This window comes from Haladaptatus sp. DJG-WS-42 (genome assembly GCF_037198285.1).
Classification (GTDB): Archaea; Halobacteriota; Halobacteria; order Halobacteriales; family Halococcaceae; genus QDMS2.
The window spans coordinates 2,200,715-2,217,305 of sequence record NZ_CP147243.1; the positions used below are offsets into that span (position 1 = coordinate 2,200,715).

20 protein-coding genes are annotated in these 16,591 nt (G+C 61.7%); 10 read left to right on the top strand and 10 right to left on the bottom strand.

The window, feature by feature from the left end; translation table 11 throughout:
• Positions 1-33 precede the first annotated feature (33 nt).
• The 4 genes from pabB (at position 34) to V5N47_RS11920 (ending at position 3,633) form a co-directional block, all read left to right on the top strand.
• Positions 34-1,512 carry an aminodeoxychorismate synthase, component I gene (pabB, locus tag V5N47_RS11905; protein WP_338727774.1) on the top strand — a complete coding sequence of 493 codons (1,479 nt, stop codon included), beginning with the start codon at positions 34-36 and terminating at the stop codon, positions 1,510-1,512.
• Positions 1,509-2,132, top strand: coding sequence for an aminodeoxychorismate/anthranilate synthase component II (locus V5N47_RS11910; protein ID WP_338727775.1), 624 nt, complete (start codon positions 1,509-1,511; stop codon positions 2,130-2,132). Before pabB ends, V5N47_RS11910 begins: the two co-directional genes overlap by 4 nt.
• Positions 2,117-2,998, top strand: coding sequence for an aminotransferase class IV (locus V5N47_RS11915; protein WP_338727776.1), 882 nt, complete (start codon positions 2,117-2,119; stop codon positions 2,996-2,998). The genes V5N47_RS11910 and V5N47_RS11915 overlap by 16 nt, the downstream gene beginning before the upstream one ends.
• A 218-nt stretch (positions 2,999-3,216) precedes the next feature.
• Complete coding sequence (locus tag V5N47_RS11920; protein WP_338727777.1) at positions 3,217-3,633, top strand: Rieske 2Fe-2S domain-containing protein; 417 nt, start codon at positions 3,217-3,219, stop codon at positions 3,631-3,633.
• Here V5N47_RS11920 and V5N47_RS11925 read toward each other — a convergent pair.
• Positions 3,630-3,926, bottom strand: a complete 297-nt coding sequence (locus tag V5N47_RS11925; protein ID WP_338727778.1) for a transcriptional regulator — start codon at positions 3,924-3,926, stop codon at positions 3,630-3,632. The genes V5N47_RS11920 and V5N47_RS11925 overlap by 4 nt on opposite strands.
• A gap of 199 nt (positions 3,927-4,125) precedes the next feature.
• Between V5N47_RS11925 and V5N47_RS11930 the strand changes: the two genes are divergently transcribed.
• A complete protein-coding gene (locus V5N47_RS11930) occupies positions 4,126-5,097 on the top strand; it encodes an NDP-sugar synthase (protein ID WP_338727779.1) in 972 nt (323 codons plus the stop codon).
• Here V5N47_RS11930 and V5N47_RS11935 read toward each other — a convergent pair whose 3' ends face one another.
• The 5 genes from V5N47_RS11935 to V5N47_RS11955 form a co-directional block, all read right to left on the bottom strand.
• Positions 5,098-6,147 carry a dipeptidase gene (locus V5N47_RS11935; RefSeq protein WP_338727780.1) on the bottom strand — a complete coding sequence of 350 codons (1,050 nt, stop codon included), beginning with the start codon at positions 6,145-6,147 and terminating at the stop codon, positions 5,098-5,100.
• Positions 6,148-6,169: 22 nt separating this feature from the next.
• A complete protein-coding gene (locus V5N47_RS11940; RefSeq protein WP_338727782.1) occupies positions 6,170-6,904 on the bottom strand; it encodes a diphthine--ammonia ligase in 735 nt (244 codons plus the stop codon).
• A gap of 39 nt (positions 6,905-6,943) precedes the next feature.
• Positions 6,944-8,080, bottom strand: a complete 1,137-nt coding sequence (locus V5N47_RS11945) for a DUF373 family protein (RefSeq protein WP_338727784.1) — start codon at positions 8,078-8,080, stop codon at positions 6,944-6,946.
• A gap of 36 nt (positions 8,081-8,116) precedes the next feature.
• On the bottom strand, positions 8,117-9,139 hold the full coding sequence (gene sppA, locus V5N47_RS11950) for a signal peptide peptidase SppA (RefSeq protein ID WP_338727786.1): 1,023 nt from the start codon (positions 9,137-9,139) through the stop codon (positions 8,117-8,119).
• Positions 9,140-9,240: 101 nt separating this feature from the next.
• Positions 9,241-10,131, bottom strand: a complete 891-nt coding sequence (locus V5N47_RS11955; RefSeq protein WP_338727787.1) for a phosphoserine phosphatase — start codon at positions 10,129-10,131, stop codon at positions 9,241-9,243.
• Positions 10,132-10,711: 580 nt separating this feature from the next.
• On the opposite strand from V5N47_RS11955, the gene V5N47_RS11960 reads away from it, so the two are divergent.
• The 4 genes from V5N47_RS11960 to nth all read left to right on the top strand — a co-directional run bounded on the left by V5N47_RS11960 (position 10,712) and on the right by nth (position 12,482).
• Complete coding sequence (locus tag V5N47_RS11960) at positions 10,712-10,864, top strand: hypothetical protein (RefSeq protein ID WP_338727789.1); 153 nt, start codon at positions 10,712-10,714, stop codon at positions 10,862-10,864.
• Positions 10,865-10,990: 126 nt separating this feature from the next.
• On the top strand, positions 10,991-11,404 hold the full coding sequence (locus V5N47_RS11965) for a DUF371 domain-containing protein (RefSeq protein ID WP_338727790.1): 414 nt from the start codon (positions 10,991-10,993) through the stop codon (positions 11,402-11,404).
• 58 nt (positions 11,405-11,462) lie between these two features.
• Positions 11,463-11,654: a hypothetical protein gene (locus V5N47_RS11970; RefSeq protein ID WP_338727791.1), complete on the top strand. Its 192-nt coding sequence runs from the start codon at positions 11,463-11,465 to the stop codon at positions 11,652-11,654.
• Between the two features lie 30 nt (positions 11,655-11,684).
• Positions 11,685-12,482, top strand: a complete 798-nt coding sequence (gene nth / locus V5N47_RS11975) for an endonuclease III (protein ID WP_338727792.1) — start codon at positions 11,685-11,687, stop codon at positions 12,480-12,482.
• On the opposite strand, the gene V5N47_RS11980 is transcribed toward nth, so the two are convergent.
• The 3 genes from V5N47_RS11980 to V5N47_RS11990 are packed head-to-tail and all read right to left on the bottom strand — an operon-like array spanning position 12,479 to position 14,084.
• Positions 12,479-12,895, bottom strand: coding sequence for an EamA family transporter (locus V5N47_RS11980; protein WP_338727793.1), 417 nt, complete (start codon positions 12,893-12,895; stop codon positions 12,479-12,481). The two genes, nth and V5N47_RS11980, sit on opposite strands and share 4 nt — an antisense overlap.
• Before the next feature lie 39 nt (positions 12,896-12,934).
• Positions 12,935-13,357 (bottom strand): disulfide bond formation protein B, encoded by a 423-nt coding sequence (locus V5N47_RS11985; RefSeq protein WP_338727795.1) that lies wholly within the window; start codon positions 13,355-13,357, stop codon positions 12,935-12,937.
• The gene (locus V5N47_RS11990; protein ID WP_338727796.1) at positions 13,344-14,084 is read right to left on the bottom strand and encodes a thioredoxin domain-containing protein; all 741 of its coding nucleotides are present in this window, start codon (positions 14,082-14,084) and stop codon (positions 13,344-13,346) included. The genes V5N47_RS11985 and V5N47_RS11990 overlap by 14 nt, the downstream gene beginning before the upstream one ends.
• A gap of 85 nt (positions 14,085-14,169) precedes the next feature.
• On the opposite strand from V5N47_RS11990, the gene V5N47_RS11995 reads away from it, so the two are divergent.
• Complete coding sequence (locus V5N47_RS11995) at positions 14,170-14,613, top strand: MaoC family dehydratase (protein ID WP_338727797.1); 444 nt, start codon at positions 14,170-14,172, stop codon at positions 14,611-14,613.
• On the opposite strand, the gene V5N47_RS12000 is transcribed toward V5N47_RS11995, so the two are convergent.
• On the bottom strand, positions 14,610-16,523 hold the full coding sequence (locus tag V5N47_RS12000; protein WP_338727798.1) for a beta-CASP ribonuclease aCPSF1: 1,914 nt from the start codon (positions 16,521-16,523) through the stop codon (positions 14,610-14,612). The genes V5N47_RS11995 and V5N47_RS12000 overlap by 4 nt on opposite strands.
• Positions 16,524-16,591: the final 68 nt, after the last annotated feature.

A 16,591-nucleotide genomic window follows, 5' to 3' on the forward strand; every position in this document is an offset into this window, starting at 1 on the left:
AGAGGGTTAGTCGCACACTGTCTTCGATTCTGCATGACTGGGCCAACCGTCGTGACCGACAGGGCCTCGTTCCGGGCAACGGCGCGCGACGCTCCTTCTGGGGCGCGCGTGCCGGTCGAGGTACAGGTCACGGTTGCCGACCCGTTTCTCGCCTATCGCCGCGCGCGTGCAGACACAGACGGTGTGTTTCTGGAAACGACTGGCGGGCAAACTGGTTTTGGCATGTTCGCCACCGACCCCATAGACCGCCTCGAAACGACGTTTACTGGCTATTCTCCCGACGGCTCGGCTTCGCTCACTGCGCTCACCGACCGCCTCGACTCTGAGACGCTCGTCCGCGGCGACTGCGACGTACCCTACCCCTGTGGCGCGCTCGGCTGGCTGTCGTACGACCTTGCCCGCGAACTCGAACGCCTTCCCGATACAACCGCAGACGACCGCGGACTTCCCCAACTCCAAGTCGGCGTCTACGACCGCATTGCCTCGTGGGAGGAGCCCCACGAGGGCGACGTGACGCTCCGCATCACCGCGTGTCCGACGATTGGCGACGACATAGACGCCGCCTACGACGCGGGAACAGAACGGGCGATGGAACTCGCAGACGCATCACTCTCGGGCGACCCGAGCGTTTCGCCCCCGGCTCCGACGACCGAGCCGGTCACGTTCGAATCCGACTGCGACCGCGACGAGTTCGCGGCGCAGGTTCGCCGCGTGAAACGCTACATCCGCGACGGTGACACCTTCCAAGCGAACATCTCCCAACGCCTGTCTGCGCCAGCCACGATTCATCCCGTCGAGGCGTACGCCGCCCTTCGTCGGGTGAACCCCGCACCGTACTCTGGGCTCATGGAGTTCCCCGGCGTCGACCTCGTGAGCGCGAGTCCGGAACTCTTACTCGATGTAGAGGGTCGTCACGCGACGACCGAACCGATTGCGGGGACTCGCCCACGGGGCCACACCAAGGAAGAAGACACCCAACTCGAAGCCGACCTGCTCGGTGATGAAAAAGAGCGCGCGGAACACGCCATGCTCGTCGATTTGGAGCGAAACGACCTCGGCAAAGTGTGCGAGTACGGCACGGTCGAGGTGAGCGAATACCGCCGTGTCGACCGCTATTCAGAGGTTATGCACCTCGTTTCGCTCGTAGAGGGAACGCTGCGCGAGGACGTGACGCTCGCGGACGCCGTCGCCGCTGTGTTCCCCGGCGGAACCATCACGGGCGCGCCGAAACCCCGGACGATGGAGATAATTGAGGAGGTCGAAACCACCCGACGTGGCCCCTACACCGGGAGCATGGGCGTGTTCGGCTTCGATGGGAAGGCTACCTTGAACATCATCATCCGCACGCTCGTCCGTCACGCAGACCGCTACTACCTGCGCGTCGGCGCAGGCATCGTCCACGACTCGGTCCCAGACCGCGAATACGACGAGACGCTCGATAAGGGCCGGGCGCTCGTGAACGCCATGGACGAGGCCCTCGGCGAACAGGCTGCGATGGAGGTCGAAGAGTGATTCTCGTCATCGACAACTACGACTCGTTCGTCTACAACCTCGTGCAGTACGTTGGAGAGGCGGTCACCTCTCCATGCCCTGCGGAGAGATCGCAGGATGTCGGCGAATTTCATTCGGACGTCCTCGTAAAGCGCAACGACGCGCTCACCGTTTCTGACATTCGCGACCTCGACCCCGACGGCATCGTCGTCTCGCCCGGCCCGGGAACGCCTGAAGACGCGGGCATCTCGATGGCAATCTTTGCGGAACTCGACTACCCGACGCTCGGCGTCTGTCTCGGCCATCAGGCGCTCTGTGCGGCGAACGGCGCGTCCGTGGGCCACGCGCCCGAGGTCATCCACGGCAAGTTCTCGCAGATGGTACACGACGGCGAAGGCATCTATCGAGGACTTCCGAACCCACTCAAAGTCGGGCGATATCACTCGCTCGCAGTTCGGCGCGAAGACCTCCCCGACAGCCTCACGGAGACGGCCTACACCGAGGACGAACACGGCGTCGTGATGGGCGTTCGCCACACCGAAAAGCCCCACGAGGGCGTCCAGTTTCATCCGGAAAGCATCCTGACCGACGCGGGCAAGCAGTTGATTGCGAACTTCATCGACCAATGTACTTCCACGTAAACGGCGAGCTCGTTCCCGAAGATCAGGCCACCGTCTCGGTGCGTGACCGCGGATTCATGTACGGCGACGCCGCCTTCGAGACGCTTCGCGCCTACGGCGGCGAGGTGTTCGAGTGGGACGCCCACGCCGACCGCCTTTCCCGGACGTGCGAGACGCTGGCGCTCGACCACGGACTGTCTGACGACGACTTACTCGACCGGATTCACGAAACGTTGGAGGCGAACAACCTGACTGAAGCCTACGTCAAACTCTCCATCTCGCGGGGCGTCCAACCCGGCAAGCTCACTCCCAACCCCGAAATCGACCCAACCGTGGTCGTCATCGTCAAAGAACTGCCACGCGGCGGCACGACGGGCACGCCAGTCTGGGCCGACCCCGCCGTCGTCCAGACGGTGAAAACCCGACGGATTCCGAACGAGGCGATTCCCGCCTCAGCGAAGACGCACAACTACCTCAACGGGATTCTCGCGCGTCTCGAACTCCAAAGAGCATCCTCAGACACCTACCAACCAGACGAAGCCCTCATCCGCGACGCCGATGGGAACATCGCGGAGGGCGCGACGAGCAACGTGTTTTTCGTCATCGACAACGCGCTCCGGACGCCCGCGACGACCGGTCCCGTTCTCCCCGGCGTCACCCGCGATGTGGTGCTCAAACTTGCCCGCGAGCAGGGGATTCCGGTCGAAGAAGGAACCTACACGCCCGACCAACTCCGCCGCGCGGACGAAGCCTTCCTCACGAACACGACGTGGGAACTCCGTCCGATTTCCACGGTAGACGGCATCGAAGTCGGCGGCGGCCCCGTCACCGACCTGCTCTCGCTCGTTTTCAACGAATACGTCGAAGCACGACACTACGGCGAGTGAAGGGCTCGATTCGGAATGTGCGGTGCGGAGGCGGGAGCAGTGCTGTTGCGGCAGGCGGGGCTGTGCGGTTGCGGCAGGCGGTGTGGTTCAGGGACGTCGGCTACTCGGAGTCACTTTCTCGGACTTCTTTGCGTTCGTTGCAGTGCTGTCGTTGCTTCCTCTGCACTTTTCAAATCGAGAACCACAAACGTTGAAACCACCCTGTCCTAACGCGCAGTATGGACGAGGCTAGTCGTATCGCGCCGCTCTCAGACATCCCCGCGGACAGCACGCTCTTGTTCACCGTCCGCGAGGGGTTCGACAAGGTCGAAGTCATCTGTATCGAACTCGAAGACAGCGTCGCCGCGTGGCGAAACTACTGCCAGCACTGGACGGACGTGCGCCTCGACAAGGGAAGCGGTGCCTACGTCAGAGACGGCGAAATCGTCTGTGAGAAACACGGCGCGTACTTCGAGGGCAATTCCGGACTGTGTACGCTCGGGCCATGTGAGGGCGCGGTACTCAACGACGTGGACGTGGCCGTCGAAGACGGCGACGTGTATCTGACTGACGAACGCTACGAGTTCGCACACATCGGGCCCTCGGGCGAGTACGATTTGTCCTCGGGCGGGCGAATCGATTTCGCCGGAAATTAGGTCGCCTCGACGCGGAAGGCCGGTTCGGTCAGACTCTCGTGTTTGCACTCGGGACAGCGCGAGGGAAGGTTCGCGGGTTCGTCGAAACGGTCGAATCCACAGTTCTTGCACGCGGGCGGCGCGACGAGGAGTTGCTCACCGGTTCCGTCGAGTGTTTTTGCGACGTGCTGGATGTGAGAGAGAATCGCGTGTGGCGTCAGTTCGAGCGCCACGGCGAGTTCGCTGGCGGTTGCGGTTTCGCCACGAAGGTGGTCTGCGATGCGCTGTCGAGTGGTTTGCTCTGCTTCGCGCATATACGAGGGTGCGTCCGCCGTGAGTAACTACTTATTGGCGAGGCGACTCACTGAACCAACGACGAGTACTTTTATACTCGGTGCTTTGGGCTACGTTACCGATTCGCTCATTGGCCCTCGATTTTTCGCCAGTTCAATTACGCTGACTGTCCGGTATGAGGCAAAAAGGTCTTAGCTACTCGCTTTGAGTAGTCGAACTATGCAAGCAGTCGTTTTGGCTGGTGGGTACGCGACGCGTCTGTGGCCGATTACGAAGCATCGACCGAAGATGTTTCTCCCGGTTGGCGAGGAGACGGTCATCGACCGCATTTTCGAGCAACTCGAAGCGGACGACCGCATCGACGAGGTGTTCGTGAGCACGAACGAACGGTTCGCAGAGGACTTCGAACAGCACCTCGAAGCGAGTCCGTTCGACAAGCCGCGCCTCTCGGTCGAAGACACGACGGCAGAAGACGAGAAGTTCGGCGTCATCGGCGCGCTCGCCCAACTGGTCGAACGCGAGGGCATCGAAGACGACTTGCTCGTCATCGCTGGCGACAATCTCATCTCCTTTGCCGTGAGCGACTTTCTCGACTTCTTCGACGAAAAGCAGAATCCAGTGCTCGCGGCCTACGACGTGGGGTCGCTCGACCGCGCGAAGTCCTACGGCCTCGTTGGTTTAGACGGCGACGTTATCGTTGACTTCCAAGAGAAACCCGACAACCCAAAGAGCACGCTCGTCTCCATCGCCTGCTACGCCTTCCCCGAGGATTCGATTCTGTTCGACGACTACCTCGACGCCGACAACAACCCGGACGAACCCGGCTGGTTCATCCAGTGGCTGTTCAGCCGCCAAGAGGTCAACGCCTTCACGTTCGAGGGCGCGTGGTACGACATCGGTACCCCAGAGAGCTACCTCGACGCGGTCGCGTGGTCACTTGGCGGTGAGAATCTCGTCGCTGAATCCGCGACGCTCGACAACGTCACGCTTGGCGAAAACGTGCTCATCATGCCGGGTGCGACCCTCGAAAACGCCGCCGTAGACCAGTCGGTCATCTTCGCGAACGCGACCATCGAAAACTGTGACCTCCGTGAGTGCATTATCGACGAAGAGACGCACGTCGCAAACGTGAACCTCGCAGGCGCGCTCATCGGCGCGCACACGCACCTCACCAACGGCAACAGCGAGTAACTACGCCCACGTTTCGTCGAGCACGCGCACCCAGTTTTCAGACGCGATTTTTCGAATTGCTTCCTCGTTGAATCCTCGCTCGCGGAGCGCCGCAAACACTGCTGGCATTCCGGTCACGTCGCCCACGGCGTCGGGGATGACTGCCCCGTCGAAATCCGTGCCGATCGCCACATGCTCGACGCCGATGCGCTCAGCGACGTACTCGATGTGATCGATGAAGGTGGCAATCGGCGTATCGGCGTTGTTGTCGGCGTCGGCCCGGATGTTCGTCACACAGAGCGTAATGCCGACCACCCCGCCCGACTGCGCGACGGCATCTAACTGCTCGTCGGTCAGGCTTCGCGTCGTTTCATTGAGTGCGAACGCGCCGGTGTGACTCACCACGAGCGGGTCGTCGCTCAGCTCTGCCACGTCGAAAAAGCCCGCTTCGTTCAGGTGTGCGAGGTCGAGGACGATGCCGCGGTCGTTGCACGCCCGGACGAGGTCGCGTCCGGCGTCGGTCAGTCCGGGGCCGGTGTCCGGCGAGTGAGGGTATTGGTAAGGAACGCCGTGGGCGAACGCATTCGGGCGACTCCACGTCAGGCCAATCGAGCGGACGCCCGCAGCGTAGAGAAAGTCGAGATTCGACAGGTCTGGGTCGACGGCTTCTGCCCCTTCTAAGTGGACGACAACGGCGAGCGCGTCGTCTGCGAGGCAGGCGGTGAGGGTTGCCATGTCGCGCACGACGCGAACCGCGCCATTGGCCTCAGTTTCGAGTCGGTAGAGGCGTTCGAGCACGTCATAGGTGAACTGCGTTGCCCGCTCGGTGTCGATGGCGTCTGCGAGCGGGACTTCGTAGCCGTCTGCGGTTTCGATGACCTCTACGTCACCCTCACCGGGGACGAAAATGGCGAAAAAACCGCCCGCGTAGTTCGCGGTGCGGGCGCGTGGGAGGTCGATGTGACCGAGTTCAGACGACGCGAAAAACGAGCGACCCTGTCCGCGGTCGGGGAGGTGGAGGTGCAACAGCGTGTCGTTGTGTCCGTCGAAAAAGTGCGGTGGGAGCGCCATGTTGCTAGTTGGATTGAGAGCGTCAGGTATCGCTCGGTTCGAGCCGTGCATCCGTCACGTGAATCCGTCCGCGCGTGCCGTCCCACTCGGTCTCGTACTCGAGCGCGATTCGCCTGCTCATGTGCGGGCCGTCTACGACGAACGTTTCGAACTCGCCACCCTCGCCGAGAATGTGGACGCCGTACTCGTCGTTGAGGGTGCGGAGTTCTGCGAGCGAGTCGGCGTCGAGCGTGCGCCCGAGCCACGATTCGTCGAGCCCGTAGGCGGCGACTTGGATGATGGCGATTTCGAAGCCCGCGTCGAACATCTCGGCGGCGAGTTCTTCTGGGTCGCGCTGCCAGAGCGGGGCGAACAGCTCGATGCCGAGACGGTCGCACATCGCCTGAATCCGACTGGTTTGGAACTCAGATTGGATGGCACCCGCGGTCACGCCTGCGATGTTCTCTTCTTCCAGTAGCTCGCGGAGCGCGGCTTCGAGCGGTTCGAGTTCGGCGTCACCCTGCTCGCCTGATGCGTCGGCCGATTCCGCGCCGAGGTCGCCCGGGTGGACGTCGATGAGTGGGATGCCGATGCTCTCTGCGGCGAGCGTGGCGAGGTTCGTCGCCGGGACGTGGTACATGTAGGAGTCGCCTTCGGGGTGGACGGTGAGGAGATGCGAGACGGGCAGCCCTTCTTCGAGTGCCCGGTAGAGCGCCCACGAAGAGTCCTTGCCGCCCGAAAAGAGGCTGACCCACGTGCCGTCTGCGTCGTCTGCCATACCCTGCGTTCGGGCCGGGGGGATTTACACGCCGCGGACTTATTCAGGGAGTTCGTCCCGGATGCTCCCGCCGGTGACGTAAGAGGTGAGTCGGACGCCGACGAGGCTGATAAGCACGCCACCGATGACGAACACCGCGAGGCGCGTTCCCGTCGAAAGGGTGAATCCGGACACCGAGACTGCGCCAAATTCGAGTGCAGGCACGGTGAACTGGCCGATGATGCCCGCACGCTCTAAGAAGTAGGCCGAAAAGCCGCGGACGACGAGGCCAACGGCGACCACGCCGAAGGGGAGGTTCATGTACGAAGACCGGATGGCGTCTTCGCGGATCGATTCGTCGATGAGTCGTCCCGTACTCGCGGTGAGCGCGGCCATCGCAAGCCACGGGACGCTGTCGAAGATGAACAGCATCGCAAGGACGAACACGGCGTCGGTCGCCTCCAAACTGGAGACACCAATCGCACCCGCGAACACGCCAACGAGGGCGAGTCCGGCGGCGACGACGTAGGTCACAATCGACACCTGCCCGGAGTAGAGCGCCTCGCGAACGCCTGACGCGAACGTCGAGATGGCGTCGTCTACGCCGAGACCTTTGTACAGCAAGAACACCCCGATGACGGCGGTGATGGCCGCGATGGCGACCGCCGGACTGTCTGCGAGCAACAACAAGACGGGGAACACGAGCAGGCCCGCGCCGATGGGGACGAGAATCGTCTGTCTGAGTTCTTCGTCCGCGAGGAACTGCTTGAGCAGGTAGTACGTCGATTCTAAGTCGCGCGCCTGCCGGACGACGACGCGGTCGACCGCATCGACGCGCACGCGACTTTCGATGATGGGAACGAGCCGTTCGTCTTCGGTGCTGTCGATGACGACGACGGCGGAGTCGGGGTCGTAGCGTTCGATGAGCTGGTCGAGTTGGCGGGCGACAGCCCGGTCTGCACTGACGGCGTCACCCGCTCCCGAAACGACGGCAACGACGGCGTCTTCCTCGGTGTCGCGCAAGTCGCGGGTGACGCGCAGGGCTTCGAGCAGACAGTTGACATGGCTGTCTTCGGGGTCTGCGAGTCCCACCTCGGTGACGAGCGAAGCGACCGATTCCCACCCAGCGACCGGCGTGTCGATACCGGTCTGTGGAATCACGTCGCCTCGGTCAACACAGACGACCAGCGTTGTCACGGTAAAAGCGAGACGCCGGCCGAATAAAAAACCTCCCTACAGTCGGATGTTCAACTCACCCGTCTCGCCCTCGCGGGTGAACACGCGCCCGACGCCCGACCCCGCTGCGAAGGCGACGCGTTCGACGCCGAGGCTGAAGCGTTCGGTGAGGCTTCGTTGCGGGGCGAACTCCACGACCGAGACTGCAGAGACACCGAGCAGTTCTGCGACACGGTCTTCGACGGCTTCGCGCGTCCCGAGTGCGTCAACCAGCCCAAGTTCCAGCGATTCCTCGCCGAGATAGACTTTGGCCTCCGTTCCGCGAACCTCGGATTCAGAGAGGTCACGCGCTTCGGTCACCCGCGTGACGAAGTGGTCGTAGAGGTCGTCGATGATGCCTTGGAGATAGTCACGTTCTGCTCCAGACATTTCTTTGAGTGGTGTCCCCGCGTCCTTGAACTTGCCCGCGGCGAGCCGTTCGTAGGAGAGTCCGAGCTTGTCGGCCAGTTCGGTCGCGTTCACCCGCGAGCCGATGACGCCAATCGAGCCGATGATACTCGCCTCACGTGCCCAGAGTTCGTCACACCCCGAAGCAATCCAGTAGCCGCCGCTCGCACACACGTCGGTCGCGTAGGCGATAGTTGGGCCCTCGAAGCGTTCGACGGCGAGGCGGATGTCGTCGCTCGGGACGACTTCCCCGCCAGGGGTGTTCAGCCGGACGATGAGTGCCGAGACGTTTCCGTCGTCGTTTGCCGCCTCGATTTGTTCGACTATTTGGTCTGCGTGTGCGCCGCCCGGCGTGGAGGGAAAGCGCCCGCCACCGTCGCGGCTGATGGGGCCTTCGACGGCCACTTCCGCGACGTTGTAGCCGGGAAAACGCGACTGGGCGATGCGTCCCGCAAAGCGGAGGCCGAGAATCACGGTGGCGATCGTCAGGAGCACGCCGAGCAGTACGGCGAGCGAGCCATCCGGGATGGTGACGAACGCCCACCATCCGGCGAACACGGCGACAATCGTGCCGACCGCAAGAATGAGAATCCGACCGACAGTCTGTCGTCGGTCTGTTTGGTCATCTGCCATGTCTGTGGGTGGGCGACACGCGGGGAAAAGCCTTTAGCCGGTTTCGAGACAGCGCTGTCGCTCACAGCGTCTGAGAAAACTGAAAACGCGACGTACCGAACTTAGAGCATCCCGGTCTTCTGGAGCTTCATGAGGTCCTCGGTGTCGAGGGTTTCCCCATCCTTGAAGCGCTGGTAGATTTCCTCGGCTTCTGCCTTGGCTTCCTCGCGCTTCTCCTCGCGGGCGGAGCGGCGTTCTTTCTCCTCTGCCTTGTCCATCTCGCGGAGGCGCTTTTGGACGCGCACGAAGTCGTTGTGGTGCTGGTCTGCGGCTTCCTGTGCCTCAACGAACTTCTCGTGCATGTCGTCTGCCTTGTCACGGATGTCGTCGGCCTCGCGGTAGGCCTCGATCATCTCGTTGTGGTGCTGTTGGGCCTTGTCAGCGAGCTCCGTCACTTCCTGGTGGTGCTGGCTGGCTTCGGCGCGCACTTCCTCTGCTTCGGCGACGAGTTCTTCGAGGTTGTCGTTGTCGTCGAGTTTCTCTTTGCGGCTCAGATACTCCTCGCGCTTTCCCTCGATTTTCTCGATGAGTTCGCGCTCGTCTTCGGTCGAAAGGACTTCGGTCTGCTGTTTGAATTCGAGTTGCTCAATTTCCTTTTTGAGCTCCTCAAGGCCCTTTCCCTGGTCGAGTTCGAGGTCGGACTTCATCGATTCGACCTTCTCGAACAGCTCGTTTGCCTGCGCGTTGAGGTCGTTGCGGAGCTTCTTGTGCTCTTGTACCTGCTCGTTCAGCGAGTCGCGCTGTTCGCGGTGTTCCTGGGCCTTGTCTACGGCTTCACGCGTCTGTGCGTTGAGTTCGTCGCGCTTGCCTGCGCGCTCTGAAGCCATCTGGTTCAGCTCGTTCCGTCGGTCGCGGAGCTGGCCAGCGAGTTTGATTAATTGGCCTTTAGAATCAGTGTCGAGGTCGTCTTCTGTCAGTTCGATGTTTTTGGACTGGTCTAGCGTTTGTACCATAGTTAACTCACGATTCCATTACCGCACCGGCGCGGGGCAGTTGCCACTCAGTGGGGATGATAAGCAGCCGATAACACGTTGTCCCTGTCATTCTGCGTGCGATACTGCCAAACGCCGGTGGCGTTCTGGTAATCGGTAGTACCCCCTCCGACCATATAAAGATTGTGCATCCCAAGCGGTATGTAATCACGTAACAATCGCAAGACGAGGGCACGATAAGGTGTGTCATGCCATGAAAATAGTATTTAAATGAATCGCGGCAAGCTACGCCGCGTTAAGCCATACAAAAACCAGAATGTCTGGTTCAACCCCCCAGTGAGCCCTTGCGGAGGCATTCGATTTGTGGCATCCGATACATGCTGCCAGCGTATCGAACCCTCCCTACCCGGGCGTCGAACGTTCTCCGCTCATTGGGTGCCGTCTCCCCTCAACAACAGAGAGACGGCCCACACATATACACGTGATACCTAAACAGATAGAGTCAGGCCAAACTCGACAGCGACCCGGACGCTCTCTCATACTTTCACTTTCACTCCGCACACGGGTCGATTTAACAGTGGTTGGGGGTGACCTCTCAGATATGCTCGAAAAACTCACCTGCACCTGCGAGAACCCCGAGTGTGGTCGGACGCTCCACGAAGACCGCCTCATGCTCTCGATGTGCACCGACGTGGGCGAGCGCCGCGCCTACGAATGTGCCTGCGGTGCAGTGACCGTCACCGTCGTGCGGTAAGCTCGCGCAAACGAACGGACGGGTTACGACGCGACAGCCATTGGCCACCAGTTCGTGTGACTGGCCCACGAGTTCACTAGCACCGTCGATGGTGACTCGTATATGCCTCCCCGCAATAGCGACGCCATGGACGAAGTTGTACGCGCACGCGGGCACGAAAACGTGTTAGGCCACCATTCTTCGACGTTCGAACTCACGAGCGACGACTTCCTCACCCCAGCGGGCGATTGTATCCTCGGTATCGAAGCCGACCGCGTCCCCGCAGACTTCGCAGATGCATTCGTCGAAGCGTGTCAGTCCGCAGCCGCCACGCTCACCGCAACGCTCGAAGTTGGCGACCAGACCGAGACCGTCACCGGCCGCGGCCACCCCGACATGACCTTCGAGAACGAGCGTAGTCTCGTCTTCCGCACGAGCGAGTACGTGGACGACCGCACCGTCATGGTCGGCGCGGACAAAGCCGCAGAAGATATTGACCGCGACCTCGTCGCCGCGCTCGCAGACGGCGCAGACTGCACGCTCACGCTTTCTGTCGAATAAGGGCCCCAATCCGCGGGGCGGAGAAACACCTTCATTCTCGACGCACCTACACTAAGCCATGACCAGTGCGTGTACCTACTGCAGTCAGAACGTCGCAGAACACGACCCGGTGTTCGTGGAGGAACTTGAAGCTGGGAATCGAGTCGAAGCCGGGCAGTTCTGCAATTACGCCTGTCTCACCAGCTACATCGAGGAGAATCACCTGACGACCGGTGCGGCGTGCGCGTGGACACCCAGTTCTGCCAACTGACCGTTGACCCTCAATGAGTAACTGAGTACCATGCCGGAGGAACCCGCACAGAACATCAGCGGTGGGATTGAGGGCGACGGGAGAGCCGTCGAGTTCCCGCGCGGTGAGCCAGCCACGCGCGCCGAAGCCGTCATCGACCGGCTCGGTGGGTTGTACTGGCAAAAACAGTACGGCGGCCAAGATGCCTTCACCTGCCTCGTCCGGACCATTTTGAGCCAGAACACGAGCGACGTAGCCAGTCAGCCGGCGCACAACTCGCTTGTCGCCCGCTACGGCAAAGAGGACCTCGCCGCGGTTCTCGCTGACGCCGCCCACGACGACCTCGCAGCGACAATCAAGTCAGCGGGCCTCTACAACCAGAAGGCGACGGTCATCATCGACGCCGCTTCGCGCATCCTCGACGAGTACGGAAGTGCCGCCGCCTTTGACGAGTTCGTCAGAGACGAGAACCCTGCCACGGTTCGCCCCGCGCTGCTCGACATCCGCGGTGTCGGCCCGAAAACCGCAGACTGTGTCCTCCTCTTTGCGGGCGGCAGAGATGGCGTGTTTCCCGTCGATACGCACATCCACCGGATTTATCGACGGATGGGGATTGCGCCACCCGACGCAGACCACGAGGAAGTCAGAGAAGTGCTCGAACGCGACGTGCCCGCAGCAAAGTGCGGCTTCGGCCACACCGCGAGCATCCAGTTCGGACGTGAGTACTGTACCGCTCGCAAACCGGCGTGTCTGGACGACCCGGACGCGTGCCCGTTGGCAGACCTGTGTGACCAAATTGGTGTGTATCCGGTAGCTGGCGAGTTCGTAGACCCCGCAGACGCCGCCTAACGCGCCAGCATCACGACAGCGAGGACGCCGAAGCCGACGCCAGCGATGTCAGTCAGATCCATCGAATCTCCGAGAACCAGCACGCCGAGCAACGCGGCGACGACGAAGTAGAGCGCGCTCACGGTGGTTACGATTCCTGTCCGGCCGTAGCTCAGGCCCGCGTAGAAGGCAACGGCGGCGATGCCGGAGAACACGCCAGCGAGGATGGCGAACGTGAGTCCAGACCCGCCGACAGAGAGGTCCTTGCCGAGGGCGAGGACGTACCCGAGCGCGATTGCAATGCCGACAAGGTAGGAGACAATCATCGCCACCTCGGGTTCGAGCGACTGGGTGGCCATATCTGCAAAAATAGCCCAGATACCCCACGAGACCATGGCGACGAGGGCGAAAATGACGGCAAGGTTGTTGCTCATGACGGCGAAAACGAGCGAGGGGGCCGTAGGCGCTTCGACTCAGCGGCGGACCGCGGCCACCGCGACGAGGCCCGTGATGAGGATGAACGCGATGAGCGAGAGGTTCGGGACGGTGAAGACGGCGACTTTGAACTGGACGCTGGTACAGCCAGTCGCGCCGGGGCCGAAACTGCACCCAGCGGTGAAATCCGGCACCAACTGGATGTAGGAGTGGTACGCCGCGACGCCGAGTCCAAGCACCGAAAGCGGGAGTACCATCTTGAACGCCTCTACGCGCGATTCGAGCGTCGAAACGCCGAGAATCACGACGAGCGGGTACATCAGGATGCGCTGATACCAGCACAGTTCACACGGGATGAGCCCGAGGCCGAGGCTCAGATACAGGCTGCCGAGCGTGGCTATCGTGGCGACGGCTGTCGCCGCGGCGAGCAGGTGTTTCGGCGCGAACTCAGTTGCCGCCATTGACGAGCGCGTCGAGCGCGTTTCGCGTCTTTTCGGCTTCGAACGGCGAGTAAACCTGCCCGTCGATGACGAGCGACGGCGTGCCGCTCACACCCGCTTGGCCAGCGGCGTCCGTGGTCGCTTTCACCTCGTCTTCGTACTCGCCGTTTTCGAGGGCGGATTTGAGTTCGTCAATAGGGCCAACGCCCGCTTCCTCTGCGAGGATGGCGAGGTTTTCAACGGTCGCCCACTGCTCTTTCTCTTCTGGTTGGTTCGAGAACACGTACTCGTGGTACGGCCAGTAGTGTTCGGGGTCGAGATGCCAAATCGCAAGTCCGGCGCGGCCGGCGCGTGGGGCGTCTTCTCCGAGGAACGGACTGCCGTCGCTGCCGTAGGACAGCGCTCGGAATTCGAGCGAGAGGTCGCCCGGTTCGACGTAGTCAGTCACAATTTGTGAGAGGCCGAGCGCGCGCGGGTCGTCGGTCGAAAAAAACTTACAGGCCGGACATTTCCAATTCCCGAAGTAGGTGATTTTCGGGGCGGACGCAGACCCCATCAGCGCGTAGGTGTGGTCACCCGGGTTTTCGGGGAGCGGGGCATTTGCAGCGGGTTTGTCGAGGGCAGCGTCGCTGCGGCCGTCTTCGAGCTGGTAGCTGTCACCACCGCCGCCGCCGCCGAGACACCCGGCGAGGGCTGCGGTTCCGAATGCGCCACCAGCTACGAGGAGTTGTCGTCGCGTGAGGGACATTTGTTCGTGCTCGCCTCTACGTACCCGAGCACGTAACGGCTTCGGCTAACCAGAGACCTTTGATAACACGCGACAAGCAAGGAGTATGACGCTGCGCTATTTCGAAGACTTGGCCGTCGGTGAAGTCACAGCGGTTGGCCCCGTCTCGCTCACGGAGGCGGATATTATCGCGTTTGCAGAGCAGTACGACCCACAGTCGTTTCACACAGACCCAGACGCCGCCGCAGACGGTCCGTTCTCCGGCCTCGTTGCAAGCGGCTGGCACACCTGCGCGGTGACATTCCGACCCATCGTGGATGAGCTGTTTTCGCAGTTGGCGTTTGCCGGTGGCTGGGGGATAGACGAACTGCGGTGGCGAAAACCCGTACGACCCGGCGACGAGTTACGGGTTTCGGTGGAATTGGTCGCAAAACAGCCGCGAGACGAGGGGCGTGGTGACGTAGACTACGACGTGGTCGTGAGAAATCAGCGCGAAGAAGTAGTGGTCACGTACCGCGACCACGTGATTGTCGAACGGCGTGTTGATTAGAGGAAGCGGAACGTTTCGAGGTTTTTCGGCGCGAAGGTGCGCATGTTGAACTCGTGGTAGAGCGCAGACGAGAGGTCTTGGGTCGAAGATTCGTCACCGTGGACACAGAGCACTTTCTCTGGGCGCGGGTTCATCGTGCGCACGAAGTCCATCAGCCCCTTGCGGTCTGCGTGGCCGGAGAACCCGTCCACGGTTTCGACGCTCATGTTGAGTTTGAGCGTGTTCGAGCGGCCGTTGCCGTCGTTGATTGGGATTTCGTCCCAGCCGTTCTGGATGCGGCGGCCCATCGTCCCCTGTGCCTGATAGCCGACGAAGACGAGCGTCGTGCGGTCGTCGCCGCCGAGATGTTCGAGCCAGGACATGATCGGACCGCCCGTGACCATCCCGGAGGTCGAGAGGATGATGGCGGGACCGCCGTCGGTGACGTCCTGGCGTTCTTCTTCGCCGCCGTCGATGTGGTTGAACTCGGGGGCGAGGAACGGGTTTTCGTCCTCGTGGAAGATGCGGTCACGCAGGTCGTCGCGGAGATACTCTGGGTAGGTCGTGTGAATCGCGGTTGCCTCCCAAATCATCCCGTCTAAGTGGACGGGCATCTTCGGAATCTTGCCCTTGCGCATGGCTTCTTCCAGCACGAGCATGATTTCCTGTGAGCGACCGACCGCGAACGCCGGAATCAGGATTTTGCCGCCCTTCTCGTGGGTCTCGTTGATGATTTCGATGAGACGCGCTTCTGAGTCCGCTTGGTCGGTCTGGTAGTCGTTGCGACCACCGTAGGTGGACTCCATGACGAGCGTTTCGACGCGCGGGAACTCGTTTACTGCGCCGTTGAACAGGCGCGTGTCCTTGTAGTGAATGTCACCGGAGAACGCCACGTTGTAGAGGCCGTCGCCGATGTGGAAGTGGGCGATGGCGCTTCCGAGAATGTGCCCGGAGTTGTGGAGCGTGAGTTTGATGTCCGGCGCGATGTCCGTCACGTCGCCGAATTCGAGCGGGATGGTGTGCTTGATCGTCTCGCGAACCATCTCGGACTCGTACGGCGGCGTGCGACCTTCTTTCGCGGCCACGTCCAAGTAGTCGAGCTGGAGCAGGCCCATCAGGTCACGGGTTGGCTCCGTCGTGTAGACGGGACCGTCGTAGCCGTATTTGAACAGGAGGGGCAGCAGCGCGGAGTGGTCGAGGTGGGCGTGGGTCAGGACGACCGCGTCAATCGAGTTGAGCGGCGTGACTTCGGGGACGTGGAGGTACGGCACTTCGTCTTCTGCGCCCGGTTTGTCACCACAGTCCACGAGAATGCGCGTTTCTGGGGTCGAGAGCAGGAAGCTTGCGCGGCCGACTTCGCGACAGCACCCAAGCGTCGTGATGCGAACCCAGTCTTCTTTGGACATCTCGCGACGGTGAATCTGGCGGCCGATTCGCTCTAAGATGTCGCGGCGCTCTTCGCGTTCCTGTTTCAGGAAATTGCGCACGTTCGAGACCGTCGAGGACTCGATTGGTGGGGTGCGAACGACTTCCGGCGTCCAGCCCACTTTCTGCGTAATCTCACGCAGCGTCGAGCCGTGACGGCCGATGACCATGCCCGGTTTCGCCGCTTCGATGACGACTTCGCCCGTGTCGATGTGGAAGTCTAGGTCGGTGACGCCCGCCTCTTCGGGGATGACGTTCATGACCTGTTCGCGCGCCTTCTCTGGCGGGGTCAGTACGTCGGGGTCGGGGCGCACCGTGATGCGTTTTCTGAGCTTGCTTGCGAGGGTGCGAATGAGGTCGCCGTTCTGGGCGAACTCCTTCGGGTCGCGAGTGTAAATGACGAGTTCCGGCCCTTCGTATTTGACGTCGGAGACGGTGATGTTACTCGGCAGTTCGCTCGTAATCGTTTCTTTCAAATCCTCAAGTTGCCGTTCTACAGTACTCATAGGTTAAAATTGGCTGCAATTTGTGTGGGGGGTTTTCCATCTACCCACTGCACGGGGACACGCCGACG

What these genes read in the sequence shown, in the direction of transcription:
- V5N47_RS11995 (WP_338727797.1), top strand. Translation starts at nt 14,170, where the DNA reads ATGACGCTGCGCTATTTCGAAGACTTGGCCGTCGGTGAAGTCACAGCG.
- V5N47_RS11920 (WP_338727777.1), top strand. Translation starts at nt 3,217, where the DNA reads ATGGACGAGGCTAGTCGTATCGCGCCGCTCTCAGACATCCCCGCGGAC.
- V5N47_RS11925 (WP_338727778.1), bottom strand. Translation starts at nt 3,926, where the DNA reads ATGCGCGAAGCAGAGCAAACCACTCGACAGCGCATCGCAGACCACCTT.
- V5N47_RS11960 (WP_338727789.1), top strand. Translation starts at nt 10,712, where the DNA reads ATGCTCGAAAAACTCACCTGCACCTGCGAGAACCCCGAGTGTGGTCGG.
- nth (WP_338727792.1), top strand. Translation starts at nt 11,685, where the DNA reads ATGCCGGAGGAACCCGCACAGAACATCAGCGGTGGGATTGAGGGCGAC.
- V5N47_RS11955 (WP_338727787.1), bottom strand. Translation starts at nt 10,131, where the DNA reads ATGGTACAAACGCTAGACCAGTCCAAAAACATCGAACTGACAGAAGAC.
- V5N47_RS11980 (WP_338727793.1), bottom strand. Translation starts at nt 12,895, where the DNA reads ATGAGCAACAACCTTGCCGTCATTTTCGCCCTCGTCGCCATGGTCTCG.
- sppA (WP_338727786.1), bottom strand. Translation starts at nt 9,139, where the DNA reads ATGGCAGATGACCAAACAGACCGACGACAGACTGTCGGTCGGATTCTC.
- V5N47_RS11915 (WP_338727776.1), top strand. Translation starts at nt 2,117, where the DNA reads ATGTACTTCCACGTAAACGGCGAGCTCGTTCCCGAAGATCAGGCCACC.
- pabB (WP_338727774.1), top strand. Translation starts at nt 34, where the DNA reads ATGACTGGGCCAACCGTCGTGACCGACAGGGCCTCGTTCCGGGCAACG.
- V5N47_RS11985 (WP_338727795.1), bottom strand. Translation starts at nt 13,357, where the DNA reads ATGGCGGCAACTGAGTTCGCGCCGAAACACCTGCTCGCCGCGGCGACA.
- V5N47_RS11990 (WP_338727796.1), bottom strand. Translation starts at nt 14,084, where the DNA reads ATGTCCCTCACGCGACGACAACTCCTCGTAGCTGGTGGCGCATTCGGA.
- V5N47_RS11965 (WP_338727790.1), top strand. Translation starts at nt 10,991, where the DNA reads ATGGACGAAGTTGTACGCGCACGCGGGCACGAAAACGTGTTAGGCCAC.
- V5N47_RS11935 (WP_338727780.1), bottom strand. Translation starts at nt 6,147, where the DNA reads ATGGCGCTCCCACCGCACTTTTTCGACGGACACAACGACACGCTGTTG.
- V5N47_RS12000 (WP_338727798.1), bottom strand. Translation starts at nt 16,523, where the DNA reads ATGAGTACTGTAGAACGGCAACTTGAGGATTTGAAAGAAACGATTACG.
- V5N47_RS11930 (WP_338727779.1), top strand. Translation starts at nt 4,126, where the DNA reads ATGCAAGCAGTCGTTTTGGCTGGTGGGTACGCGACGCGTCTGTGGCCG.
- V5N47_RS11970 (WP_338727791.1), top strand. Translation starts at nt 11,463, where the DNA reads ATGACCAGTGCGTGTACCTACTGCAGTCAGAACGTCGCAGAACACGAC.
- V5N47_RS11940 (WP_338727782.1), bottom strand. Translation starts at nt 6,904, where the DNA reads ATGGCAGACGACGCAGACGGCACGTGGGTCAGCCTCTTTTCGGGCGGC.